The organism is Paracoccus sp. (in: a-proteobacteria) (assembly GCF_047605025.1).
GTDB lineage: Bacteria > Pseudomonadota > Alphaproteobacteria > Rhodobacterales > Rhodobacteraceae > Paracoccus.
Map to the genome: position 1 here is coordinate 1 of NZ_JASGGO010000001.1, position 25380 is coordinate 25380.

The 25380-nt window shown below is 64.0% G+C and carries 22 protein-coding genes and 3 pseudogenes; 13 read left to right on the top strand and 12 right to left on the bottom strand.

Annotated elements, in window-relative coordinates; genetic code table 11:
• Positions 1-105 precede the first annotated feature (105 nt).
• A pseudogene (locus tag QM682_RS00005) lies at positions 106-457 on the bottom strand (transposase); the annotation flags it as partial.
• 105 nt (positions 458-562) lie between these two features.
• Here QM682_RS00005 and QM682_RS00010 point away from each other — a divergent pair.
• The 3 genes and pseudogenes from QM682_RS00010 to QM682_RS00020 all read left to right on the top strand — a co-directional run.
• Positions 563-730: pseudogene (locus tag QM682_RS00010) on the top strand (transposase); the annotation flags it as partial.
• A 193-nt stretch (positions 731-923) separates the two neighbouring features.
• Positions 924-1196, top strand: coding sequence for an IS66 family insertion sequence element accessory protein TnpB (gene tnpB / locus QM682_RS00015; RefSeq protein WP_415125803.1), 273 nt, complete (start codon positions 924-926; stop codon positions 1194-1196).
• Positions 1197-1259: 63 nt separating this feature from the next.
• A pseudogene (locus QM682_RS00020) lies at positions 1260-2502 on the top strand (IS66 family transposase).
• 206 nt (positions 2503-2708) lie between these two features.
• Here the strand turns inward: QM682_RS00020 and gltS are convergent.
• Together gltS and QM682_RS00030 are read right to left on the bottom strand one after the other, a co-directional pair.
• Positions 2709-3914, bottom strand: coding sequence for a sodium/glutamate symporter (gene gltS, locus QM682_RS00025; protein WP_415125805.1), 1206 nt, complete (start codon positions 3912-3914; stop codon positions 2709-2711).
• A gap of 3 nt (positions 3915-3917) precedes the next feature.
• Positions 3918-4670 (bottom strand): TetR/AcrR family transcriptional regulator, encoded by a 753-nt coding sequence (locus tag QM682_RS00030; protein ID WP_415126521.1) that lies wholly within the window; start codon positions 4668-4670, stop codon positions 3918-3920.
• Between QM682_RS00030 and QM682_RS00035 the strand changes: the two genes are divergently transcribed.
• Genes QM682_RS00035 through QM682_RS00045 form a run of 3 tightly spaced genes read left to right on the top strand, consistent with a single transcriptional unit; the run spans position 4669 to position 9575 of the window.
• Positions 4669-5739, top strand: coding sequence for an HlyD family secretion protein (locus tag QM682_RS00035; protein WP_415125807.1), 1071 nt, complete (start codon positions 4669-4671; stop codon positions 5737-5739). The genes QM682_RS00030 and QM682_RS00035 overlap by 2 nt on opposite strands.
• Positions 5736-8459 (top strand): ribosome-associated ATPase/putative transporter RbbA, encoded by a 2724-nt coding sequence (gene rbbA, locus QM682_RS00040; protein WP_415125809.1) that lies wholly within the window; start codon positions 5736-5738, stop codon positions 8457-8459. Before QM682_RS00035 ends, rbbA begins: the two co-directional genes overlap by 4 nt.
• 3 nt (positions 8460-8462) lie before the next feature.
• Positions 8463-9575: an ABC transporter permease gene (locus tag QM682_RS00045; RefSeq protein WP_415125811.1), complete on the top strand. Its 1113-nt coding sequence runs from the start codon at positions 8463-8465 to the stop codon at positions 9573-9575.
• Between the two features lie 86 nt (positions 9576-9661).
• Here QM682_RS00045 and QM682_RS00050 read toward each other — a convergent pair whose 3' ends face one another.
• Positions 9662-9967, bottom strand: coding sequence for a hypothetical protein (locus tag QM682_RS00050; protein ID WP_415125813.1), 306 nt, complete (start codon positions 9965-9967; stop codon positions 9662-9664).
• A gap of 256 nt (positions 9968-10223) precedes the next feature.
• Here QM682_RS00050 and QM682_RS00055 point away from each other — a divergent pair, with 256 nt between their 5' ends.
• Genes QM682_RS00055 through fabI form a run of 4 tightly spaced genes read left to right on the top strand, consistent with a single transcriptional unit; the run spans position 10224 to position 15271 of the window.
• Complete coding sequence (locus QM682_RS00055; protein ID WP_415125815.1) at positions 10224-11927, top strand: PHA/PHB synthase family protein; 1704 nt, start codon at positions 10224-10226, stop codon at positions 11925-11927.
• 7 nt (positions 11928-11934) lie between these two features.
• Positions 11935-13335, top strand: coding sequence for a bifunctional enoyl-CoA hydratase/phosphate acetyltransferase (locus tag QM682_RS00060; RefSeq protein ID WP_415125817.1), 1401 nt, complete (start codon positions 11935-11937; stop codon positions 13333-13335).
• Positions 13335-14501 (top strand): acetate/propionate family kinase, encoded by a 1167-nt coding sequence (locus tag QM682_RS00065; RefSeq protein ID WP_415125819.1) that lies wholly within the window; start codon positions 13335-13337, stop codon positions 14499-14501. The genes QM682_RS00060 and QM682_RS00065 overlap by 1 nt, the downstream gene beginning before the upstream one ends.
• A complete protein-coding gene (gene fabI, locus QM682_RS00070; protein ID WP_415125821.1) occupies positions 14498-15271 on the top strand; it encodes an enoyl-ACP reductase FabI in 774 nt (257 codons plus the stop codon). Before QM682_RS00065 ends, fabI begins: the two co-directional genes overlap by 4 nt.
• A 182-nt stretch (positions 15272-15453) precedes the next feature.
• Here the strand turns inward: fabI and QM682_RS00075 are convergent, their stop codons facing one another.
• From QM682_RS00075 to QM682_RS00105, 7 genes are read right to left on the bottom strand one after another with little or no spacing between them, the layout of a single operon-like run.
• Positions 15454-15987, bottom strand: coding sequence for a chromate transporter (locus tag QM682_RS00075; RefSeq protein ID WP_415125823.1), 534 nt, complete (start codon positions 15985-15987; stop codon positions 15454-15456).
• Positions 15984-16544 carry a chromate transporter gene (locus tag QM682_RS00080; RefSeq protein ID WP_415125825.1) on the bottom strand — a complete coding sequence of 187 codons (561 nt, stop codon included), beginning with the start codon at positions 16542-16544 and terminating at the stop codon, positions 15984-15986. The genes QM682_RS00075 and QM682_RS00080 overlap by 4 nt, the downstream gene beginning before the upstream one ends.
• Positions 16528-18150, bottom strand: a complete 1623-nt coding sequence (locus tag QM682_RS00085) for an ABC transporter ATP-binding protein (protein WP_415125827.1) — start codon at positions 18148-18150, stop codon at positions 16528-16530. Before QM682_RS00085 ends, QM682_RS00080 begins: the two co-directional genes overlap by 17 nt.
• Before the next feature lie 4 nt (positions 18151-18154).
• Complete coding sequence (locus QM682_RS00090) at positions 18155-19048, bottom strand: ABC transporter permease (protein WP_415125829.1); 894 nt, start codon at positions 19046-19048, stop codon at positions 18155-18157.
• Positions 19041-19958, bottom strand: a complete 918-nt coding sequence (locus QM682_RS00095; protein ID WP_415125831.1) for an ABC transporter permease — start codon at positions 19956-19958, stop codon at positions 19041-19043. The genes QM682_RS00090 and QM682_RS00095 overlap by 8 nt, the downstream gene beginning before the upstream one ends.
• 55 nt (positions 19959-20013) lie before the next feature.
• Positions 20014-21531 carry an ABC transporter substrate-binding protein gene (locus QM682_RS00100; protein ID WP_415125833.1) on the bottom strand — a complete coding sequence of 506 codons (1518 nt, stop codon included), beginning with the start codon at positions 21529-21531 and terminating at the stop codon, positions 20014-20016.
• A 39-nt stretch (positions 21532-21570) separates the two neighbouring features.
• Positions 21571-22206, bottom strand: a complete 636-nt coding sequence (locus QM682_RS00105) for an RraA family protein (RefSeq protein WP_415125835.1) — start codon at positions 22204-22206, stop codon at positions 21571-21573.
• A 113-nt stretch (positions 22207-22319) separates the two neighbouring features.
• On the opposite strand from QM682_RS00105, the gene QM682_RS00110 reads away from it, so the two are divergent.
• Positions 22320-23201 carry a LysR family transcriptional regulator gene (locus QM682_RS00110; protein WP_415125837.1) on the top strand — a complete coding sequence of 294 codons (882 nt, stop codon included), beginning with the start codon at positions 22320-22322 and terminating at the stop codon, positions 23199-23201.
• Between the two features lie 123 nt (positions 23202-23324).
• Here QM682_RS00110 and QM682_RS00115 read toward each other — a convergent pair whose 3' ends face one another.
• Entirely contained in the window at positions 23325-23738 is a 414-nt protein-coding gene (locus QM682_RS00115) for a MarR family transcriptional regulator (RefSeq protein ID WP_415125839.1), read from the bottom strand.
• A gap of 132 nt (positions 23739-23870) precedes the next feature.
• Between QM682_RS00115 and QM682_RS00120 the strand changes: the two genes are divergently transcribed.
• Both QM682_RS00120 and QM682_RS00125 read left to right on the top strand, forming a co-directional pair.
• Positions 23871-24665 carry an SDR family NAD(P)-dependent oxidoreductase gene (locus tag QM682_RS00120; RefSeq protein WP_415125841.1) on the top strand — a complete coding sequence of 265 codons (795 nt, stop codon included), beginning with the start codon at positions 23871-23873 and terminating at the stop codon, positions 24663-24665.
• Between the two features lie 174 nt (positions 24666-24839).
• Positions 24840-25301 (top strand): VOC family protein, encoded by a 462-nt coding sequence (locus tag QM682_RS00125; protein ID WP_415125843.1) that lies wholly within the window; start codon positions 24840-24842, stop codon positions 25299-25301.
• The last annotated feature ends 79 nt before the right edge of the window (positions 25302-25380 follow it).

The window sequence follows — 25380 nt, forward strand, 5'->3', positions numbered from 1 at the left end:
CGCGCTTTGAAGCCAGCGTCATGGTTCCTGCGCTTCCGCATTCCTGATCTCCTTGCCCTTGGAGACCAGAAAACCTCAGATCGTAGCTTCCGTCACTGTCCGATTTCCGGGGAGTAGCTCAGCCCTTCGGGAGGCCCGCACCGTTGACGCGGAGATGGATCTTGGTCGCGAACCCACCTCTCGAACGACCAAGAGCCTCTTTCGGAGTCCCCGTTTTCGGGTCGAAACGTTCACTAGACGTTTCTTTGCCTCAAACTGCGCCCGCCGTATGATGATGGGCGCGGATCACGGTGCTGTCGACCATCTGAAGCTTATCGGGCGCAAACCCGGTGTGGTTCAGAGCATCCAGGATGTCTTTCCACAGTCCCGCAAGGGTTCAGCGGCGAAACTATCGGTAGACCGACGACCACTTTCCGAACTCTTCGGGCAGATCACGCCATCCGGCGTCTGCGTCCCATTGAGATTTTCGGTTTCGGCCCGGTGCCTGAGCGGCGACTTTTCTTCTGAAGTTTCAGAAGGCTGTCGGAGTGGCGGGGATGGATTTGTGGGGCGCTGCGAGGTTGTGGCACCTCGTCGGAGGAACCGACGCTGGCCTGACGATGCGAAGGCGCGGATCGTGGCCGAGAGTTTGCAACCTGGCGTTCGGGTCGCGGATGTCGCGCGGCGTCATGACATGCAGCCCCGCCATCTTTCGGAATGGCGCGGCCGTGCGCGGCGCGGATTTCTGGCCGTGCCGGCAGACTTCATGGCGCAGCCCGCGTTGCCCCGCTCCATTTCCCCGGAGCCGTTTTTTGTGCCGCTGGCAGTTGACGATCCTTCTGATCGACAGGCCGGGAAGGCCGTGCCTGTAGCGTTTGATCGGCGCAGACCCGGGATCCCGACCGTGGAAATCGGCGCCGGCATCGTGCTGCGTGTTCCCGACGATGTCGCAGTGGAGCGTGCCGCCTTGGTGCGCGCATTGCGGGGTGACGGTGATCTTCCGCTCGAAACGCGCAGACAGATTGAAGATCCTGGTGTGGGACGGCACCGGAATGGTGCTGACCTACAAGGTTCTGGAACACGGCAGCTTCGCCTTGCCCAAGGTCCAGAACGGGGTGATGCGGCTGTCGCGGGCGCAGGCGGAAACTCTGTTCGAGGGTCTGGACTGGCGCCGGACGGTTGCGCGGCGCGTGGCGGCGCCGACTGCGGCGGGGTGATCTGGCGGGCATATTTTTCTTTGTTTTTCTGTGTTTGCCGGTCTGTATCTGGTAGGAAAGCGCATGTCGCAGCCCTTCGATCTCAGCCTGTTTCCGAACCTGCCGCCCGAGGTGGTGAAGGCCTTTGCCGCCCAACAGGCGGCCCTGGAAGCGGCGCGCTTCGAGGCGACGGTCGAACGGGAGGCCCGCCAGCACGAGCAGGCGGCGGTGACCGAGAAAGAAACCTTCATCATCGAGCTGAAGGCGCTGATCGAGAAGCTGGAAGGCCAGGTCCGGGATTGCCGGCGCACGAAGTTCGGACCGAAATCGGAAAAGATGGACCCGGCGCAGCTGGCACTGGCGCTGGAAGATCTGGAAACGGCCATTGCCGAGACCCGGGCGCAGATCGCGGACGTCGAGGACAGGATCGCGGCCAGCGAACCCGATCCTGAAAAGCGCAAGCCGCGTGCGCCCCGCAAGGCGCGGGCATTGCCCGAGAGCCTGCCACCGCGCCCTACGCGTGATCGCGCCCACGCTATGCCTGCCCCAAGGGGCGTGCCGGTGTGGTACAAGCCAAGACACCCGCTTACCTGCTGGAGGGCAGTTGGCCGACCGAGGCGCTGCTGGCCCAGATCGCGGTGTCCAAGCATTCCGCGCATATGCCGCTGAACCAGCAGGCGGTGGTGATGGCCCGGCACGGGGTGCCGATCGCTCGGTTCTGGCCGACTGGATGGGCCGGACCGGCGCGCTGATCGCGCCCGTGGTCGATCACATGGCCAGGCGGCTGATGGAGGACAGCGCCCGGCTTTACGTCGATGGGACGACCGCCCCAGTGCTGGACCTGGTGCTGGACCCGGGACGCGGCACGACGAAAACCGGCTATCTCTGGGCCGTTTTGCGCGACGACCGGGGGTGGGGCGGCACCGCTCCGCCCGGCGTGGTCTTCCACTACCGGCCCGGGCGCAAAGGAGAATATGCCGCCGAAATCCTTGCTGGCTTCAACGGCGCGATCTAGGTCGATGCCTATGGAGCCTATACCCATCTCGCTACACTGAGGCGCCCGGGCGGCAATCCCTTGCGGCTGGCCTTCTGTTGGGCGCATGGCCGGCGCAAGCTGATCAAGGCCAGGCCGAAGAAGGGGTCGCCCATCGTCGATGAGGCGCTCCTGCGCATCATCGGCACATGCAAGATGAACGGTGTCGAGCCCTATGCCTACCTGCGCGATCTCTTCACCAGCCTGGCCAACGGGCACCTGGCCAAAAACATCGATGCCCTGATGCCCTGGGCAGATGCCCAAGCGGCGAGACCAACCGGGATGAGTTCATAAAAGAGTCCTTCCTGAGCTACGAACCCGCCTCAGCCCGTCGCACCCGCGCCACAGCGCAAGTGAAAATCCAATGGGACGCAGGCGCCGCATACAAAAAAGGCCCACTCGTCGTCGGATATCAGGTTGCGTGCCAAGCTCGCCTCCCACGTAGAGATGAGCTTGAAACACAGGGCGAAGGTTAAGGGAACCCCTTTTGTCAACACGTCCTAGCGCGAGAATAATCCGATGATGAGGGCGTTCACGAGGTCGATGAAGAATCCGCAAACCAGCGGCACAATCAGGAATGCCCGATGAGCCGCACCGTTTTGTTGGGTCACAGCGGTCATATTGGCTATTGCGGTTGCGGTCGAGCCCAGTGCGATACCTCCAAAACCTGCCGATATGACCGCTGCCTCATAGTCTCGTCCCATTGAGGGAAAGACCGCAATCAATATGAACAGGATTGTCAGGGCGACCTGTATGGCAAGCGTCAGCGTGATGAAGCCAAGAGAGCCGTGCAACTGCCAAATCTGAAGCGCCATCAAGGTCATTGTCAGGAACAGGCCAAGCGACAGATCTGAAATCAGCGCAAGGCCATCGCGAACACCGGGCCATGTCCTGCGCAATGCGCGCCCGAAGGTCAGGATCGTTACATGACGCATGGCGATACCTGCAAAGAGGCAGCTTACGAAGGCGGGCAGTGTTATTCCGGTAGCGGCAATGGAGTAATGCAGGAACATTCCGATCATCACCGTGACGTTGAGAATCAGGATGGCCCAGAGGATGCAGAAATAGTCCAGCCGCGCGGCGGGCTCGTCATGTGTGATGCCGATATCAAGATCACTGTCCGACGTGGGGGAAACTCCCCTCCGCCGGATCAGAAAGGCTGCCATCGGCCCGCCGATCAGGCAGGCAGCGATCAGCCCCACCGTATTCGCCGCGATCCCGAGTTCAAGCGCATTGCCGATGCCCGCCCTTTCCCCGATGATCGGGGCCCAGGCCAGCGCCGTGCCGATCCCGCCGGTCAGCGAGACGGATCCGAGCATCAGCCCCGCCTGCACGGGCTGGCCAAACAGCCCCGCCATGCCCATGCCGACAAGGTTCTGGATCACGATGAACCCCGAGGCCAGCCCCAGCAGGATCACCAGTGGCCTGCCGCCCTGCGCCAGGCTGCGGATATCCGCATTGAGACCGATCCCGGCGAAGAACACCAGCAACAGGAAATCGCGCATCTGCACTTCGAAGCGGATATCGACGCCCGCGAATGCATAGATCAGCGCCGTGACGGCGGCGCAAAGAAAGCCGCCGACCACCGGCTCGGGGATGGCCCAGCGTTGCAGGATCCCCAGCCGCATCGTCAGCAGCTTGCCGCAGATCAGCAGCGTCGCGGCAAGGGTGAAGGACAGGAATGCATCGATCGTCATGGCGGTCATGGATCAGGCCCCCACGGGCGTTTCGAGGATATGTTGAAGAGCAAGGGCGATTGCCCGCTCGGTATCCTCGGGCACTTTCTGTCCATTGGTGGCAGCAGGGCTGACGGTCGAGTTGAGCAGGCTTAGACCGATCAGCAGCCCCATCACCATCGTGGCGCGTAGCGGCGAGGCATCGCCCAGTTTCTGCTGGATCGGCGCGATGAACATGCGGATCAGCCTGTCGCCCACGACCTCGGCCGTGGCGGGCGTCGTCAGCGAGCGGATCAGGATCATAAGCGGATCGGGTTCGCCAGGGGACTGCATCTTGCCGAACAACTGCCGCGAAAGCTGTGGCGCGATCTGGTCCAAAGGAACATCGGCAAGGCCACGGTGTTCCGAGGCGAACTTCAGAACCTCAAGAAACAACTGCGCCTTTGAGCCGAAGGACCTGTGAACATAGGCGACATCCACGCCGACATCTGCGGCAATATCACGCAGCATCGTTTCGTCATAAGATCGTTCCGTGAAGCGTTTGATTGCGGCAGTCAATATGCGCTGCCTTGTCGATCCAGGCTGCGTGTTTTTTTGGTCTGAGGCCATATGATTGACTGTCCCTCGGGTATTGTCGGCAAATTGACAGATGCACCATAGCCTGCCGGGACTCCAGGTCAACCAGGGTTGACTTGTCCCTGGCAATCTGTGCAGCCTCAAGCCAACGGATGGAACGGACGCAATCACCTGTGATTGCCCGAGATGACGAGCCTGCGGAGATACCATGAAGAAGAACACCAAGTGGCTCGTCGTTGCCGCGGCTGTCGCGGCGATTGGTGCGGCGGGATGGAATATCCTTGGCGGGATAAGCGGCTCGGAACTGCCTGCCGGGGTCGCCAGCGGTAACGGCAGGCTTGAAGCCGTCGATATAGATGTTGCCGCGCGCAGCGGCGGCCGTCTGATGGATGTCTTCGTAAAGGAAGGCGAGTTTGTAGAGGACGGGCAGACCCTCGCGCAGATGGACACGCTTCAGCTTGATGCGCAGAAGCTGGAGGCCCAGGCGCAGATTCGGCGCGCCGGCATCGCGATCGAGACCGCGAAAAGCCTTGTCACGCAGCGCGAGGCGGAAAGCGAAGCCGCGCGTGCCGAGGTCGAGTTGCAGGAGGCGACGCTGGATGCCGCAAAGCGCCGGTTGGCTCGCTCCGAGGCGCTGGCCCGCACGAACGCGATTTCGCAGCAATCGCTGGACGATGATCGCGCGACGGAACGCAGAGCGCGCGCCGCCCTTGCTTCCGCGAAGGCGTCACTCGCGGCGTCCGAGGCGGCTATCGGTTCGGCCAGGGCCCAGATCGTCGATGCCGAGGCGGCACTTGAGGCCGCGAAGGCGGTGAAGGCCAGGATCGAGGCCGAAATACAGGATGCAACGCTTGTCGCCCCGCGCGACGGGCGGGTCCAGTATCGGCTGGCGCAGCCCGGCGAGGTGCTGGCCTCTGGCGGGCGGGTGATCAACATGATCGACGTGTCCGACGTTTACATGAACTTCTTCCTGCCGACGGAACAGGCGGGGCGCGTCGAGCTTGGCTCTGAGGTGCGGCTGGTGATGGACGCGGCGCCGGGCGTGGTGATCCCCGCCACCGTGTCCTTCGTCGCCGATGTGGCGCAGTTCACCCCCAAGACGGTGGAGACCGAGGAAGAGCGGCTGAAGCTGACCTTCCGCGTGCGCGCCCGCATCGCGCCGGAACTGCTGGCGCAATATATCCGCCAGGTAAAGACCGGCCTGCCCGGCATGGCTTATGTCCGCATTGATCCGAATGTGGCCTGGCCCGCATTCCTCGATCAGAACCTCGTCAAATGACGGCGCCGGTGGCGGCGGCGCAGGGTCTTTCGCTGACATATGGCAAGGTCCGGGCGCTTCATGAAGTCAGCGTCGAGATTCCGCCGGGACGGATGGTCGGGCTGATCGGGCCGGACGGGGTGGGCAAGTCCAGCCTGATGGCGCTGATCTCTGGCGCGCGGGCGTTGCAGGACGGGGCGCTGACGGTGCTGGGCGGCGACATGCGCGACGCCCGCCACCGGCAGGCGGCCTGCCCGCGCATCGCCTATATGCCGCAGGGGCTGGGCAAGAACCTTTATCACACGCTGTCGGTCTTCGAGAATGTGGATTTCTTCGGCCGGCTCTTCGGCCAGGACCGGGCCGAGCGCGAGGCGCGCATCACCGATCTGCTGACCGCGACGGGGTTGAGGAAGTTCCGTGATCGCCCGGCGGGCAAGCTCTCGGGGGGCATGAAGCAGAAACTGGGCCTGTGCTGCGCGCTGATCCATGACCCCGACCTGCTGATCCTGGACGAGCCCACCACCGGCGTCGATCCGCTGTCGCGCCGGCAGTTCTGGGAGCTGATCGACCGCATCCACGCCAGCCGCCCCGGCATGAGCGTGATCGTCGCCACCGCCTATATGGAAGAGGCCGCGCGTTTCGACTGGCTGGTGGCGATGAATGCCGGCCGCGTGCTGGCGACCGGCACCCCGGCCGAACTGATGGCACGCACCGGCACCGAAGACCTCGACGCGGCCTTCATCGCATTGCTGCCCGAGGAAAGCCGCGCCGGTCATACCAGCGTCACCATCCCGCCGATGGATCATGAAACCGCCGACTACGCCATCGAGGCCGAGGGGCTGACGATGCGGTTCGGCGATTTCACCGCCGTCGATCATGTCAGCTTTCGCATCCCAAGGGGCGAGATCTTCGGCTTCCTCGGCTCGAACGGCTGCGGCAAGTCGACCACGATGAAGATGCTGACCGGCCTCTTGGAGGCCAGCGAGGGCACGGCGAAGCTTTTCGGCCGCGAGGTCGATCCGCGCGACCTGACGGTGCGCCGCCGCGTGGGCTATATGAGCCAGGCCTTTTCGCTTTATGGCGAATTGACCGTGGCGCAGAACCTTGACCTGCATGCGCGCATCTTCAAACTGAACGAGGCCATGATCCCGGAGCGCATCGCCGAGATGGCGCGGCGCTTCGATTTGACGGGCGTGATGGAGGCACGGCCGGATTCGTTGCCGCTTGGCATCCGGCAGCGGCTGTCGCTGGCGGTCGCGATGATCCATGCGCCCGACATCCTGATCCTGGACGAGCCGACATCGGGCGTGGACCCGGTGGCGCGGGATGCGTTCTGGCAGATCCTCGCGGAACTGTCGCGCAAGGACGGGGTGACGATCTTCGTCTCGACCCATTTCATGAACGAGGCGCTGCTTTGCGACCGCATCAGCCTGATGCATGCGGGCAGGGTGCTGGTCTCGGACACGCCGCGGGCGATCATCGCCGACAGGGGTGCTTTGACGCTGGAAGAGGCGTTCATTTCCTGGCTCGAGGAAGCCATCGGCGATGGCGACCCCGTGCCGGACACCGCGCCCGTTGCCGAGGCACGGCCCCATGTCCCGGCGAAAAGCCCGCTTTTCGATCCGCGCCGGGTGCTGAGCTATGCCATGCGCGAGGCGATGGAACTGCGCCGCGACCCGATCCGCGCCACGCTGGCGGTTCTGGGCACGCTGATCCTGATGTTCGTGATCGGGCTGGGGATCAACATGGATGTCGAGGATCTGAGCTTCGCCGTCCTCGACCAGGATGACAGCACGATCAGCCGCGACTACATCAACCAGTTGTCGGGCTCGCGCTATTTCGTGGAGCAGGCGCCGATCGCCAACCATGCCGAGATGGACCGGCGCATGCGCGAGGGCAATCTGAACCTCGCGCTGGAGATTCCGCCCGGCTTTGGCCGCGACCTGCTGCGCGGGCGCGACGTGCAGATCGGCGGCTGGATCGACGGATCGAACCCGCAGCGGGCCGAAACGGTGATGGGCTATGTGCAGGGCGTTCACGGGCACTGGCTGACCGCGCGGCTTGCCGCCGAATACGGCCCCGCCGCCGTAGCGGGGAATTTCGACCTGCAACTGCGCTACCGCTACAATCCCGACATCAAGAGCATGGTGGCGATGGTTCCGGCCGTCATCCCGCTGCTGCTGCTGCTGATCCCGGCGATGCTGTCGGCGCTGTCCGTGGTGCGCGAAAAGGAACTCGGCTCGATCACCAACCTTTATGTCACGCCGGTCACGCGGCTGGAATTCCTGCTGGGCAAGCAATTGCCCTATACGGCCATCGCGGTGCTGAACTTCGTGCTGATGACCGCCGTGGCGATCTTCGCCTTCAAGGTGCCGTTCACCGGCAGCTTCATCGCCTATTTCGTGGCGGGGGTGCTTTACGTCTCATCCGCGACGGCGATGGGGCTGGTGATCTCGGCCTTCATGAAAAGCCAGCTTGCGGCGGTCTTTGCCACCGCGCTCGGCACCATCCTGCCGGCGGTGCAGTTTTCCGGGATGACCAACCCGGTTTCGTCGCTCGACGGGGTGGCGGCGTTCATTTCCTCAATTTATCCGACGACGCATTTCATGACCATCTCGCGCGGGGCGTTTTCCAAGGGGCTGGGCCTGGCCGAACTGTCGGGCGCGATCTGGCCGCTGGTGATCGCGGTGCCGGTGCTGATCGGGATCGGCGCCTTCCTGATGCCCCGGCAGGAGAAATAGGCCATGGACCTGACCAATGTATTCCAATTGGGCGTCAAGGAGATCCGGGGGCTGATCCGCGATCCGGTGATGATGTTCCTGATCCTGTTCTCGTTCACCTTCCAGATCTACAGCTCCGCGACCTCGGCCACCGAGACGCTGAGCCGCGCGCCCATCGCCATCGTGGACGAGGACCGGTCGCCGCTGTCGAACCGGATCGTCGAGGCGTTCCAGCCGCCGTTCTTCACCGAGCCCTCCATGATCACCGCGGCCGAGATGGACCGGCGCATGGACGAGGGGCTGGATACCTTCGCGCTGGACATCCCGCCCGATTTCCAGCGTGACCTGCTGGCGGGCAAACACCCCGAGATGCAGTTGAACGTCGACGCGACCCGGATGACGCAGGCGTTTTCCGGCTCGGGCTATGTCCAGCAGATCGTCACCGGCGAGGTGTCGGAATTTCTGGACCGCTACCGCGACGATGCGTCCCCCGTGGCCGATCTTGCGCTGCGCGCGCGCTTCAACCCGGAACTGAACGGCGGCTGGTTCCAGGCGGTGATGGGGATTTCGAACAGCGTCACGCTGCTGGCGCTGATCCTCGCCGGCGCCGCGCTGATCCGCGAACGCGAACACGGCACCATCGAGCATCTGCTGGTCATGCCGGTCACGCCGCTGGAAATCATGGTGTCGAAGATCTGGTCGATGAGCCTGATCGTGCTGCTGGGGACGTGGTTTTCGCTGGTGGTGATGTGCGGCCTTGTGCTGGGCATACCCTTGCAAGGCTCGCTGACGCTGTTTTTGATCGGGACGGCGCTGCATCTGTTCGCCACCGCCTCGCTGGGGATCTTTCTGGCCACGGTGGCGGGCTCGATGCCCCAGTTCGGTATCCTGATGATCCTGGTTCTTTTGCCGCTTCAGGTGCTTTCAGGCGCGCAGACGCCGCGCGAATCCATGCCCGAGCTTGTGCAGAACATCATGCTGCTGGCGCCGAACACGCATTATGTGATCCTGTCCCAGTCGATCCTGTTTCGCGGCGCGGGTCTTGATGTGGTCTGGCAGCCGATGCTTTGGCTGGCGGCCATCGGCATGGGGCTTTTCGCGATATCGCTGCGCCATTTCCGGGGCTTTCTGAAATGATGCCTGAAACCGGGGCCTGGTCCCCGGTCAGAGCGATACCAGTCTTTAGGAATTGCTTATGAATCACATGCCCATGGGGAAAGGTATCATCCCTGCTTTTTCCGGGGCGGGGTCAGGGCGGCGGTGAGGCGCGCGGCTTCCTCCTCCGATTTGCCAAAAACATCCTGAATATACCCACTGGTCAAGGCAATGGCGTCAAGCGGATTGTCGACGCCTGCAAGGTTTCTGAACCACTCCGCGTTGATCTGCGACAGGGCGGCAAGCGTTGCCATGGACTCGCGCCAGATAGCGGTCTGGATGTGCAGGGGCTGGGTAGCGAATTCGGGGAACCGGCCCATCGACCACTTCTCGGGGGAAGTGAGAGCGGCCGGGGATGCTTTCTCGGTAACCATAGGGAATCTCCTGATTGGTTGAGGGTTCAGGATGGGTTTCAATTTCCGCAAATACTTTGATCTAAGTCAACCAAGGTTGACCTTCATGTCTGCTATCTGTCTTAATTGGAAAAACAGAAGTGAGCGAACCTCAATGGTGAACGGACGTGAACCAGAGCTTCCGTCGAATCCGATGCAACCACCCAAGCCGACGCGGCCGTCGGATGTTCGGGGTGGTCTTGCCGAGGACGACAAGCTTGGCCTGGAGGCGTTTCAGGTGCTCGACAAAATGCGTGAGGCGCTTGCCGGGCAGGTGACCGGCGGTGTCTCGCCCGGATCCGCGGCGCTTGCCTTCTTCGACTGGGGGTTTCATCTGGCCTCGGCGCCCGGCAAGCGTGCGGAACTGTTGTGGAAGGGGATGCGCAAGCAAGGGCGGTTTCTTTCACACCTGCTCGCGTCCACGACCTTACCCGATCTTCCCCCGGTCATTCAGCCTTTGGCGGGGGATGACAGGTTCGAACATGAAGGCTGGCGCAAGCCTCCGTTCTCATGGATGGCGCAGAGCTTTCTGCTGGCTCAGCAATGGACCCACAACCTGACCCATGATGTGCCGGGGGTGATGAAGCACCATGAGCAGGTGGTGTCCTTCGCCATGCGGCAATGGCTCGACATGCTTTCGCCCGCGAACAATCCGCTTACCAATCCCGAGATCATCGCCCGAACATGGAAAACCGGCGGTGCCAACCTCTGGCAGGGGTGGCGGAACTGGGTCGAGGACGCGACGCGCCAAGTCACGGGCTGCGCTCCGGCAGGGGTCGAAAATTTCGTTCCCGGAGAAAGCGTGGCCACGACTCCGGGTAAAGTCGTCTGTCGAAACCACCTGATCGAACTGATCCAGTATGCGCCCGCAGGCGATGCCGTCTATCCCGAGCCGGTGCTGATCGTGCCGGCCTGGATCATGAAATACTATATCCTTGATCTTGGCGCCGAAAATTCGCTGATCCGCTGGCTGGTGTCCCAGGGACATACGGTTTTTGTGATTTCCTGGCGCAATCCCGAAGCGGGCGACCGCGATCTGGACATGGAGGACTATCGCCGTCTGGGGGTGATGGCGGCGCTTGATGCGATCAACGCGATCCTGCCCGAGGCCAGGATCCATGCCGCTGGCTACTGCCTTGGCGGCACGCTGCTGTCGATCGCGGCGGCGGCGATGGCACGCAAGGCGGATGACCGGCTGGCCTCGGTCACGCTGCTGGCCGCGCAGGTCGATTTCACCGAACCGGGCGAACTGGCCCTGTTCATAGACCCCAGCCAGATGCATTTCCTCGACAGCATGATGTGGAATCGGGGCTATCTGTCGGCGGACCAGATGGCGGGGGCGTTCCAGTTGCTGCGCTCGAACGATCTGGTCTGGTCGCGGGCGGTGCGCGACTACATGATGGGCGAACGCGCGCCGATGAACGATCTGATGGCCTGGAACGCCGATAGCACGCGGATGCCCTGGCGGATGCATTCGGAGTATCTTCAACGGCTTTACCTCGACAACGAATTCGCGACCGGACGTTTTCGCGTGGAGGATCGGCCTGCGGTGCTGCAAAATATCAGAGCTCCGTTCTTCGTCGTGGGAACGGAACGAGATCACGTCGCGCCCTGGACCTCGGTTTACAAGATCCACCAGTTCACTGAGACCGAGGTGACCTTTGCCCTGACCTCGGGCGGCCATAATGCCGGGATCGTCAGCCCGCCGGGCCACCCGCATCGCCGCTATCGCATCGCTTCCCATATTCCGGGACAGCCGCTGCTGACCCCGGCAGAGTGGTGCTCGACGCATCAGCCGAGGGCGGGATCGTGGTGGGCGGCTTGGGGGCAGTGGCTGGCCAGGCATTCGGGTGCCAGGGCCGCGCCGCCGCAGATCGGTGCCCCGATGGGGGGCTATCCCGTCCTGGGCGATGCGCCCGGCAGTTATGTTCATCAAAAGTGAGGGTGAGATGAAAGACGGAACTCTGGTGAACCGCACTTTCGATCAGATCCAGATCGGCGACGGCGCAAAGCTGACCCGTAATGTCGGCGACCAGGATATCGCCCTGTTCGCCGCGGTGTCCGGCGATGTGAATCCCTCTCATATCGACCCGTCCTTCGCCGCCACGGGACCGTTTGGTCATGTGGTCGCGCATGGCATCTGGACTGCGGCACTGATTTCCGCCGTTCTGGGGACAAGGCTGCCCGGACCTGGCACGGTCTATTTGGGACAGGATCTGCGCTTTCTGCGGCCTGTCGTGCCGGGCGATACGATTACCGCGACCGTTCGCGTGATCGAAAAGACCGAGGCGCATCGGATCGTCCGGCTGGAGACGGTCTGCACCAATCAGGCCGGCGTGCGGGTATTGGACGGAACCGCCACGGTGAGGGCGCCGGCCACCAGCATCACCTGGACGGCCGGGCGCGGCCCCGAGGCGGTGCTGCGCGCGGCAAATCGCTATGACCGTTTCATCGCCGAGGCGCGCGGTTTGCCGGCGGTGGCGGCGGGGATCGTGCATCCCTGTTCGACGGCCGCGATTCTCGGCGCGGCCGAAGTGCGCGACGAGGGGCTGCTGTCCCCGCTTCTGATCGGACCCGAGGCGAAGATCCGCGCCGTGGCCGATGAGGCCGGCGTCACGCTTGAGGGGATGGAGATCGAGGATACCGCCCACAGCCATGCCGCCGCCGCACGCGCCGTCGAACTGGCTGCTTCGGGGCGCATCTCCATGCTGGTCAAGGGAAGCCTGCATACGGACGAATTGCTGGGCGCGGTGGTCGCGAAAACCGGGGGGCTGCGCACCGAACGCCGTATCAGCCATGTCTACGCGATGGATGTGCCCGCCTATGGCAAGCCGGTGATCGTGACGGATGCGGCGATCAACATCCTTCCAACCCTCGAACAAAAGCGCGACATCTGCCAGAACGCGGTCGATCTGCTGCGTCTTCTGGGGATGGAGCAGCCGAAGGTCGCCGTTCTGGCGGCCGTCGAAACCGTGAACCCGGCGATGCCCGCCACACTTGATGCCGCCGCACTGACCGTCATGGCCGCGCGGGGGCAGATCGCCGGGGCGTTGGTCGATGGGCCGCTGGCCTTCGACAATGCGATCAGCCCCCAGGCTGCGCTGACCAAGGGTATCACCTCGCCCGTGGCGGGTCAGGCGGATGTGCTGCTGGTGCCGGATCTTGAAGCCGGCAACATGCTGGCCAAGCAGTTGATCTATTTCGCCGGCGCAACCGCTGCGGGGTTGGTGCTGGGCGCGCGGGTTCCGATCGTGTTGACCAGCCGCTCGGACCCGCTTTCGGCGCGGATCGCCTCGGCGGCGCTGGCCAAGCTGGCCGTGGTCCGCAAGGCCCGGAAAGGGGGTCTTTGATGGGGAGGCTGATCCTGACGTTCAACGCCGGATCCTCGACGATCAAGCTTGGATGTTTCGATGCGGACGGGCTGCGGCTTCTGGCGCGCGGGGTGATCGATTTCCGCGACGATCCTTTCGAATTCCGCCTGACCCGGCAGGGCGAGACGCTGGCCTGTCAGTTGCGGGCGGCCCCGGAGGATCTGACGGCGGTGCTTTATCAATCCTTCGACTGGCTGGCCGGGCATTTCGATCTGGAGGCGCTGTCGATCATTGGCCACAGGGTCGTGCATGGCGGCGATGAGTTCACCGGCCCGGTGGCGATCACCGGCGGGGTTCTGGCGCGGATCGAGGCGCTTTCGCGGCTGGCGCCCCTGCATCAGCCGCAAAGCGTGAACCTGATCCGCGCGATGCGAGAGCTTTATCCCGATGTATTGCAGACCGCATCGTTCGACACCGCTTTCCATGCGACCAACGCGCCGGTGGTCCGCCGCTTCGCCATTCCGCGCGCCCTGCACGACCTGGGGATCAAACGCTATGGTTTCCACGGCTTGTCCTATCGCCATATCGCAGGCGAACTGGCGGGGAAGCTGCCCCCCGGTGCGCGGGCGGTGGTCGCGCATCTGGGCAGCGGGGCCAGCCTTTGCGCCATGGAGGGCGGCGTCAGTCGCGACAGTTCGATGGGATTCTCGACCATAGACGGCATCCCGATGGCGACGCGCTCGGGCGCGCTGGATCCGGGGGTGATCCTGCATCTTCTAAGCGGGCCGATGGGCTGGAGCGCCGAGCGGGTCGAGCGCATGCTGTATCGCGAAAGCGGGTTGCTGGGCGTCTCGGGCTTCGAGGCGGACACGCGCGAATTGCTGGAAAGCGACCGTCCCGAGGCCGCCGAGGCCATCGACCTTTTCTGCCATCGCATCGCGGGCGAGGTGGCGCGGCTGGCGACGACGCTGGGTGGTCTGGACGCGCTGGTCTTCACCGCCGGGATCGGCGAGCATCAGCCAAGGATCCGCGCCATGGTCGCCGAGCGGCTGGGCTGGCTTGGGCTGGCGCTGGATCCGGTCGCGAATGCCGCGAACGCGCGCCGGATCGGCGCGGCCGACAGCCGCGTCGCGGCCCTTGTCATCCCGACCGACGAGGAACGGGTGATCGCCGCCGAGGCCCTAAGCTTAGGGAACCCCGAATGACACGGACCCCGGATCTTGCCGGTAAGCGCGGGCTTGTCGTCGGCGTGGCCAACGGCACCAGCATCGCCGCCGGTTGCGCGCGTGCCTTTCATATCGCGGGCGCGGAACTGGCGCTGACATATCTTGACGAAAAGGCGGCACCCTGGGTGCGCCCGGTCGCCGATGAGGTGGGGACGGATATCTTCCTGCCGTGCGATGTGCGCGTTCCGGGCCAGCTTGAGCAGGTGTTCGAACGGATCGCCCAGGACTGGGGCAGGCTTGATTTCCTGCTGCACTCCATTGCTTTCGCGCCGCGCGAAGACCTGCATACCAGCGTGGTCAATTCCTCGGCCGAGGGGTTTGCGCAGGCGATGGACGTATCGTGCCATTCCTTTCTGCGTATGGCGCGGCTGGCCGCACCTCTCATGACGGATGGCGGTGCCCTGATCACGGTCAGCTTCTATGGATCGGACCGGGTGGTGGACCATTACAATCTGATGGGGCCGGTCAAGGCCGCGCTGGAGGCCAGCGTTCGCTATGCCGCCGCCGACCTGGCGCCCCGCAACATACGCGCCTTCGCGCTGTCGACCGGCCCCGTGCAGACCCGCGCGGCCTCGGGTATCGACCGATTTGACGAATTGCTGGACGAGGTGCGCGAACGCACGCCCGCGCACCGGCTGGTCTCGGTCGAAGAAATCGGGCGCATCGCCGCGTTCCTGGCGGATGAAGCGGCCGCACCGATGAGCGGCTCGGTCATCTGGGCCGATAACGGATTTCACACGACTGCCTGAAAGGGCGACGAGAACCAGAAAGAACCGGCCATGTCCAGACTTGCGCCGGTGACAGGTAGAGCACGCGGGATCGGGCCGGGATCATGGTCCTTTCGGGGCCATGTCGCAAAGCGGCCACATAAGCTTGTTGGCCATGCCCCGTTAAAACAAGGGGGATGGCCGCTTCGCCACTGTTGCCCGCCTCACAGGCCAATCTGCTGCGAAAGCACCGAAAGACCCGCGCCCATCAGCAGCAAGGGCAGGATCCCGGTCCTTGGGCGCAGTTCCAGTATCGCCAGCACAAGAAAGGCGATGGCCGGCGCGATCCACCCGCCGCCCGCGACCCGGAACAGAGAGGTCACGCCGGCCGCAACCAGCCCGATGCCGACCGGCGCAAGCCCGCGTTGCAGGATGCGATACCAGCGGCTGTCGCGATGGCCATTCGACCAGCGGAACACCGCATGGCACAACAGCGTCGAAGGCGCGTAGATCGCCATCGAGGCCACGACCGCGCCTCGGATTCCCGCCACCTTCCAGCCGATCAGCGTCGCCAGCGTGGTGCCCGGTCCCGGCGCCACTCGGGTGATGGCGAAGAAGTGCAGGAACTCCTGCGCGGTGATCCAGCCATGCTGGCGCACCGCGATGGTTTCCAACTGGGCGATGATCGCGGTGCCACCGCCAAAGGATACCAGCGAAAGCGGCACCATTTCGCGCAGCAGATCGGCGATCACGCTCATGGCCGCGCCCTTGCGGAGCAAAGGATCGCGGCGGGGGCCAGCATCACCACCACCGCCAGCACCGACAGCCCGGTCCCGGCAACCAGCGCCACGACGGCACCCATGACGACCAGTTGCCATGCCGAGCGGCGCAACCGCATCAGCCCGCGCCAGCAGATCTGCAACAGCAGGCCCAGGGCCGCGAAGGCCAGACCGGACAGCGCGGCATCCACCCATGGCGCGGTGGTGACATGATCCAGCAGGACCGCCATGCCGACCACCGCCAGAACCGGCGGCAGGATGAAGCCCAGGGTGCAAAGCAGCGCGGCACGCGGCCCCCCCAGAACCTCGCCCAGACAGACGACAAGGTTAAGCACATTGGCCCCCGGCATGATCTGCGCAAGGGTCAGCGTGGCCGCGAAATCCTCATCCCCCACCCATGCCGTGCGGGTGACGAATTCGCGATACAGCCAGCCCGACAGGCCGCCGCCGAAGCTGAGGCAGCCGATCCTGAGGCAGGTCAGAAACAGCCGCGCCAGCGACGGCGCGGGTCGGGGCGCCTTATGCGGCCTGTCCAAGGCCCGCTCCGCTGGCCGCCAGAAGGGCGCGCGTATATTCGTGACGGGGATGGTCGAAGACGGTCTGAACCGGCCCCTGCTCGACGATCTGCCCGCGATACATCACCAGAACCGAGGTGGCGAAATCGCGGACCAGCGCCAGATCATGCGCCACGAAGACATAGGACAGGCCATAATCGCGGCGCAGATCCTTCAGCAGTTCGATCACCTGCGCCTGAATCGAGACATCCAGCGCCGAGACCGCCTCGTCGCAGACGATCAACTCGGGCTTCAGCGCCAGCGCCCGAGCAATGGCGACGCGCTGGCGTTGCCCGCCCGAGAACTGGTGCGGATGGCGATCGGCGTGGTCGGCCCGCAGCCCGACCTGCTCCAGCAACTCGCCCACCCTCGCCCGCCACTGGCTGCGCGGCAGCACGCCGTGATGGATCGCCCAGGGTTCGGCGATGATCTGCGCCACGGTCATGCGCGGGTTCAGCGAGGCGGTCGGATCCTGGAACACGAACTGCACCCGGCGGCGCAGCGCCAGCTCATCCGCATCGGACAGGCCCTGCGTCGGTTTGCCGTCATAGCGGATGCTGCCGCTGGTCGGGCTGTCGAGGCCAAGGATCATCCGCGCCAGAGTCGACTTGCCCGAGCCGGATTCGCCGACCACGCCCAGGGTCTCGCCCCGAGCCATGGTGAAACTGGCATTGTCCACGGCACGCACCGGATTGCCGCCCCGCAGCGACAGCAGGCCGCCTTTCGGCACGCCATAGACCCGGCTGACCTCGCGCACCTCCAGCAGCGGGGCGCCGCTTACCTTCGGGCCGGTGGCAAAGCCGTGGCGGCCGGGAATGCAATCGACCAGCCTTCGGGTATAGTCGTGCCGCGGATGGGCCAGCACCTCGCGCGCCGGGCCGCGCTCGACGATGCGGCCTTGCTGCATGACCACCACGCGATCCGCCACCCGCTCGACCACGGCCAGATCATGGGTGATCATCACGATGGCCATGCCGTTCTCGGCCTGGATTTCCTTCAGCAGATCCAGCACCCGCGCCTGCACCGTCACGTCCAGGGCCGAGGTCGGTTCGTCCGCGATCAGCAGCTTCGGCCGCAAGGCCACCGCCGAGGCGATCATGATCCGCTGGCGCTGCCCGCCCGAGAACTGGTGCGGATAGTCATGCTTGCGCCGGGCCGGATCGCCGATGCCGACGCGGGCCAGCAACTCTTCGACCCGAGCATCCGCCGTGGCCGCGTCGACGCCATGCACACGCATGGTTTCGGAAATCTGCCGGCCGATGGAATAGACCGGGTTCAAGGCGGCCAGCGGATCCTGAAAGATCATCGAGATGCTTTTGCCGTTGATCCGCCGCCGCGTCTCGGCATCGGCCCGCAAAAGATCCCGGTCCTCGAACAGGATCCTGCCCTGCGAGATGACGGCGGGCGGGGTCTCGATCAGGTTCATCACCGCCGAGGCGCTGACGCTTTTGCCCGAGCCGCTTTCGCCAAGGATGGCAAGGATCTCGCCGGGGTTCACGTCCCAACTGACATCCTCGACGGCACGGACCACGCCGGCACGCGAGGGGAACTGGACCGAGAGGTTCTGCACGGAAAGTAGGGGAGCCATCGGGTTACCTCGCTTCGGTTTCAAGGCGCCAGCGTTCGACCGGATCGGTCACGACGCGCAGCCAGTTGGTCAGCAGGTTCAGGGACATGGCCACCGACATGATCGCCAGCCCCGGCCAGAAGGCCAGCCACCAGGCCGAGCCGAGGTAGTTGCGGCCATCGGCCACCATCAACCCCCAGGTCACCTCGGGCGGCTGGATGCCGATGCCCAGAAAGGACAGGCCGGATTCGACCAGCATGACGAAGGCGATTTCCAGCGCGGCAAGGTTGATCACCGTGGGCAGCACCATCGGCGCGACATGGCGCAAAAGCACGCGATTGGTTCGTGCCCCCATGGCGCGGGCGGCGACGACGAACATGCGCTGCTTGATCTCCAGCACCTCGGCCCGCACCGTGCGCATGAAGATCGGGATGCGCGATATGGCCAGCACAAGGATCACGTTGCCGACGCCCGGCTCGAACACGAACAGCACGATCACCGCCAGCAGCATCGACGGAAAGCTCATGATCGCATCGGCAAGGCGCAGCAGCGCGGCGCCGATCCAGCCGCCGCGATAGCCCGCGACAAGGCCCAGGAAGCCGCCGACCAGAACCGAGATCGCCACGGCCGAGGCCGCGATCAGCAGCGTGTTCTGGCTGGCGACGATGATCCGGGCCAGCAGGCTGCGCCCCAGCGCGTCACCGCCCAGCACCAGAAGCCAGCCGTTTTCCAGCGAAAAGGGCGCCATGTTGCGGCCCTTGAGGTTCAGCGCCCTAGCCTGTTCCGCCAGCAGCGTCGGCCCGATCAGGGCGCAGATCAGCACCAGCGTCAGGAAGATGGCCGAGACCAGCGCGAAACGGTCACGCAGCAGCGAGGTCAGGATGATGCGCATCGACGAACGGGGGCGGGCCTCAGCCATGGCGGATACGCGGGTCGATGAGGGCATAGGACAGATCCACGATGATGTTGAGGATGAACACGGCAAGGGCCGAGACAAGGATGGCGGCCTGAATTACGGCGAAGTCGCGCATCAGGACCGAATCGATCATCAGCTTGCCGATGCCGGGAAAGCCGAAGACGGTCTCGACGATCACCGCGCCGTTCAGGATGCCCGCCGCCTGATCGCTGGCGACCGTGACCACCGGCAGCAGCGAATTGCGCAGGGCATGGACGAAGATGATCGAGCGCGACTTGACCCCCTTGGCCCTTGCGGCCTTGACATAGACCGAGGACAGCGCCGTCATCATCGAGGTTCGCATGACCTGAACCAGCACGCCGGCGGGTCGCATGATCAGCACCGCCACCGGCAGGATCCAATGCTGCCAACTGCCGGTTCCCGATGTCGGCAGCAGTCTTAGCGTCACGGAAAACACCAGCACCCCGACGATGGCGACCCAGAAGTTCGGCGTGCTGGCGCCGATCAGCGAAATCAGGCTGGCCAGCCGGTCGAAGATCCCGCCGGGCCGCCAGGCCGCCAGTGCTCCGGTGACGATCGAGATCAGCAGGACCAGCGGCATGGTCACGGCGGCCAGCGCCAGCGTGGTCGGAAAAGCCTCCAATACCACATCCAGCGCCGGGCGCGAGAAGCGCAGGGATTCACCCATATCGCCGTGCAGGATGCCGGTCAGAAAGCCGGTGAACTGCACCAGCAGCGGATCGTTGAAGCCGTGCAGTTGGTTATAGGCGTCGATCTGCGCCTCGGTCGCCTCGGGCGGCAGATACAGGGCGGCGGGCGAGCCGGTCATGCGGGCGATGAAGAACACCAGCATGACCAGGAAGATCAGCGAAATCACGCTCTGAAGCGAGCGGCCGAAGATGAAACGTCCCATTCTGTCCTCTTGCGGGGGCGGGCGGGGAATGGCGGCATTCCCGGCCCTTCTGGCGTCATTTGCCGGTCAGCTTCACCTGCGCCAGTTGCAGTTCGACGGCATTGGCGATGGTGGGGGTGAAATCGATCCGCGGACCGACCCGCATGTAGTTCACCATGTAGAACAACGGAATGTCCGAAACGATGTCCTGATAAATGTGGCGAAAGATCTCGTGATAGGCGGCCTCGCGCTTCTTGCCCGACAGGGTAGAGGCGTTTTCGATCTGGGCGTCCAGCGCGGGATCGTGCAACTCGCTCTGGCGCCCGTCCGAGTGATATTTGAAATAGACGGTAAAGGCCGCGTCGCCGGAATTGTTGTCATGCATGGTCAGGAAGATATTGGGCTTGCGCGCCGGATCGAAGGGCTTGTTCGCCACCTCCAGCCATTGCGTCATCTCCAGCGTCTCGATCTTGACGTTGAAGCCCGCCGCCCGCAGCATCTCGCCCACGGCCTCGACGAATTCGTTGCTGTTGGCGAACATCGCCGGGCGGCCGATCAGCCGTATCTCGGTATCTACGGGCACGCCATCGGCCTTGGCCTCGGCCAGCAGGCGCATGGCCTCCTGGGGATCGTATTCCCACGGCGTCAGGTCGGGGTTCCAACCAAGGACGTTCGGCCCGACCTGCTGCGTGGCCAGCTTGGCCTGATCAGAAATGATGGTGCCCAGGAAGGCGTTGCGGTCGATGGCAAGGTTCAGCGCCTTGCGCACCCGGATGTCGTTCAGCGGCGGGACATCGACGCTAAGCCGGAACATGGCGCTGTCAGAGTTGGGATAAACCTTGTCCATCGCCGGATCGGTCGCGTCCTGCGGCGCAATCGAGAAGGCCAGATCCGCCTCGCCCGTTGCCACCATGGCCGCCACCACCGAGGATTCGCTGCGCCAGACATAGGTTGCCTTGGTGATCGCCGGTTTTTCGCCCCAATAGTCGTCGATGCGGTCGATCACCACCTCCTGGCCTTGGGTCCAGTGGTCGAAGCGATAGGGGCCGGTGCCGACAGGCGTTTCGGTATAGGCACCCTTCGGCGTATTGGGTGAGGAAATCGCCATCTGCGCCAGCAGCGTCGGCAGGATCGGGCTGGGCTTGCCGGTCGTGAAGCGCACGGTCAGCGGATCGACGGCCTCGGCCTTGATATCGACCCCATCGAAATATTTGGTGCGGGTGATGCAGGTCAGCGCCGGGTCGGTGGTGCGTTCCAGCGTGTGGATCACCGCCGCCGCGTCGAAAGGCGCTCCGTCATGGAAGGTCACGCCGGGGCGCAGCTTGAAGGTCCAGACCGTCGGGCTGTCCTGCACCCAGCTTTCCGCCAGGCGCGGGATGATGGATCCATCCTGATAATTCAGCTCGACCAGCGTTTCGACCACGTTCTGCTTGATGATCCGTCCAATGACCGAGCGCGGCGTCTCGCAGGGGTCCAGCCGGTCCGGGCCGGCCGGCAGCACGATGCGGATCTCGGTCGCGGCATCGGCCAGGGTCGGCCCGGCAAAGGACAGCATCGCCGCCGTGGTCGTGGCAAGCAAAGACATATGTCGCATGAGTTCCTCCCTCTGAACGACAGATATGATATCGTGCGATCAGCCCGCCCTGCGGGCATTGGCCGCGATGGCGCGGCGGATTTCGGCGATCTTGACGCGCTCGTGCTCCTCCTTGGCGCGTATGGCGGGCAGGATCGCGGCGGCCCGCTCGGTGGACAGCGCGACGATCCCGTCGGCATCCCCGACGATCAGGTCGCCCGGCATCACCACCATGCCGCCCAGACAGACCGGCTGGTTCAATATGCCCGGACCGTTCTTGTAGGGGCCGCGATGGGTGACGGCGCGGGCATAGACCGGCAGGCCCAGCGTGCGGATCGCATCGACATCGCGGATGGCGCCGTCGATGGCGAAACCCGCCAGCCCGCGCGCCATGGCCTTCTGCACGATGATCTCGCCGATCAGCGCCTGACCGCAATCGCCGCCGCCATCCACCACCATGACATCGCCCGGACGCACCAGATCCAGCGCCCGATGAATCGCGGCATTGTCCCCGGCGCGGGTGCGGACGGTGAAGGCCGTGCCGATCACGGTTTGCCCGGCATGATAGGGCAGCAGCCCCACCGCCCCCGGCAGGCGATCAAGGCAATCGCTGATGATCGAACTGGCGGTGCCGTCATAGGCTTGCAGCAGGTCGGCCGCCACCAAAGGTGGGGCCGGGTGTTCCCTGATTGTCATGATTCCTCCGAAGTGCTGGTCCTCCGACCACGCCGGCACATTGCATCACTTGCGCTTGGAAAATAAGCGATAATACTTCACAATATAGCATTCCTTTTTTTCATGGGTTGGCGATGTTTACCATCAAGCAGCTTGAAGCCCTGTATTGGGCGGATTCCCTGGGCGGATTTCAGGCTGCGGCGGATTATCTGCATGTCACGCAATCCACCATCTCGAAGCGCATCGCCGAGTTGGAGCAGCAGTTCCCCGAACCCTTGTTCATGCGGGACGGGCGGCAGGCGGTGCTGACGGTCCGTGGCGAATCCGTGCGCGACATCGCCCAGCAGATGCTGCGGCTGAACGATCAGTTGATCCACGCCGCGCGCGGACGCGCACCGCTGCCGCCGCGCACAAGGCTGGGCACCACCGATCTGGTGGCAACCTCATGGCTGCCGCGCCTGCTGGACGCGATGGCCGAGCGTTTTCCCCATGTCGAGGTCGAGCCCGAGATCAGCCTGACCAGCACGCTGATGGATGGCCTGACGGAAAGGAAGATCGATTTCGTGATCTGTCCGCGCAGCACCATGCAGCCGCAATTCATCAATGCTCCGCTGGGCGATATCCAGATGGCATGGATGTGCAGCCCGGCATTGATGGCCGGGCGCATGAAGCTGTCGCTTGAGGAACTGCTTTCGATGACCCTGCTGGCGCAATCTCCGGGATCGGTGCTGCGGCCGGTGCTTTACAAGATCCTGGAGAACGAAAAGCTACGGTTCCGCAAGCGGATCAACTGCAACAACATGGGCGCCCTGGCGGAAATGGCCGCGAATGGTCTGGGCATCACCATACTGCCGCCGACCTTCTTCAGCCATATGGTGCAGGCCGGGCGCCTTGTGGTGGTGGATTGCCCGCTGCACCTGCCGGCGTTGACCTATTACATCACCTATCGCAACGACTATCACCGCGAATTCTACGCCCAGCTCGCCGCGCTTTGCGACGAAATCCGCGTGCTTTAGCCCTATCAGTAACCGATGGGGTGGGCGCCCCCTGCGGCATCGACGTGCCAGGGTGGCGGGTGTCGAAGCACCGCGACGACGTATGCCGCTGGGGCTGTCAGAGCCTTCGTGCCGCGCCAAGGTTTACGGAGCCGGCGTCGCGCTCCAGGCTGTGCCGATCCTGCCGACTTCTTCCAGATAGCGTGCAACGATGGCCAGTTCGCTGTCGGAAAACCCCGACATCACCGCGCGGTAGTCCATGCTGACCCCGGCATAAAGACGAAGCGGTTCCGCCGCAGCGATTTCGTCCAGCACGATCAGCACGCTGCGGCGATCCTCGGGGTTGCGCTCACGCCGGATATAGCCGGCCTTTTCCAGCCGGTCGAACAGCGCCGTTCCCGCCCCGGAGGAAAGGCCCAGATAGGATAGGATCCGGCCCGGACTGGCCGGTTTTCCGATCACCTTGAGATAGCCGATACAGCGAAAGTCGGTCGAATGGATCCGGCCCGAGTTCGCCGCACGCTCGAAAGCGAGATCCCCCTGATGGATTACGGACATCAGGGCACCCCCCAGGCGATGGAGAAGTGCTTCACGTTCGCTGTCGGCTTCCACGGCTTCGCGGCACATTATCTTGACCATAAAGACTATTTGCGACATTTATAATGACGCAATCACGGGCAATGGGCAACCATGGCCGGACTGGATCTGATCGGGAGGATCGACATGAGAGAACGCTTCAAGGGCAAACTTGTTCTGGTGACGGGCGCGGCCGCAGGTCTGGGCCGCGGGCTCGCGCTTGGCTTCGCGGCCGAGGGGGCCGAACTTGTGCTGCTCGACATCGAGGCTGCGGGTCTTGAGGAAACCGCGCGACAAGTCGCCGCCGTCGGCTCATCCGCCGAGGTGCATCCCATCAATCTGGGCGACGAAGCCGCGATCCATACTTTCGCCGAAGGCTTCCTGTCGCGCCATGAACGCCTTGATGTGCTGATCAATAACGCGGGTCTGGCCTATGGTGAGATCAGCAGCTCTTTCGAGGCGCTGAGCCAGGCGAAATGGCTGCGCTATCTGAGCATCAACACCGTCGCGCCGCTGCTGCTGGCGCAGGCGCTGCGTCCGGCGCTGGCGGCGGCCAGTGGTGTGGTGCTGAACCAGTCCTCGATGGCGGCGAATGTGCCGGCGACGGCCTACGGCGTCACCAAGGCCGCGCTGAATGCGATGACCTATGGCATGGCGACGCGTTTTGGTGCCGATGGCATCCGGGTGAATGCCGTGGCGCCGGGGCTGATGGAAACCCCCGCCAGCGTGGGACAGCTATCGCCCGAGCAGTTCGCGGGCATCCGCAAGATGCAGCTTTTGGAACGTCAAGGCACGACCGATGACATCGTGCGGCTGCACCTGTTCCTGGCCTCTGAAGATGCCAGCTTCATCACCAATGAGGTGGTGTGCTGCGATGGCGGAAATACCCGGCGCGGTTGGCGCTACTGATCTTTCCGCGGTTCCGCCCCGGTCGAAACGGAGGCCAGTTCACTTGGCAGCCGCCGCCCGGTGGAACTGTCTAGCGGCTTCCTTGTCCAGGGCCTAATGGTCTTGGGCAGAGGGTTGGGTGGCGCGTAATTCAGCAAGCGACTACGAAAATTATTGGCATCAAGAGAGGTCAGAATGCTTGAAGGGTTTCACTTCCAGAACGCCTATGTGACACGCGATCTTGCCGGAGGCATTCGCAAGATCGAGGCCATGGCGTCGGTGCGCAAAAAGATCCTTTTCGAGACCGTATTGTCGGTGAAAACCCCCGAGGGCAACGCGTCGCTTGGGGTGAATGCCGCGCTTCTGTGGGTAGGCAACCTGCAATATGAACTGATCGAGCCGCGAGGTGGTGATCTGGATGTTTACACGCAGGCATTGCCCGAAGATGACGGCATCAGGTTCCATCACATCTGCATGCGTGTTCCCGACTGGGATGCATTTCGCGCACGGGTCGATCTGCAATCCATGCCGCTGGTGATGGAGGGCGAGACGCAGCAAGTGAAGTATCTGTATCTGGATGCGCGGGCCTCTTTAGGTCACTATCTGGAGTATTACTGGACCAGCGATGCGCACTGGTCGAACATGGGCGGCCTGTAAGGCTCGGGTTCTTCGCACCTTGTCATTCCCGAAGGCAAGCCGGGCCGCGGATATCCGCAGCCCGGTTTTTCGTCAGGAA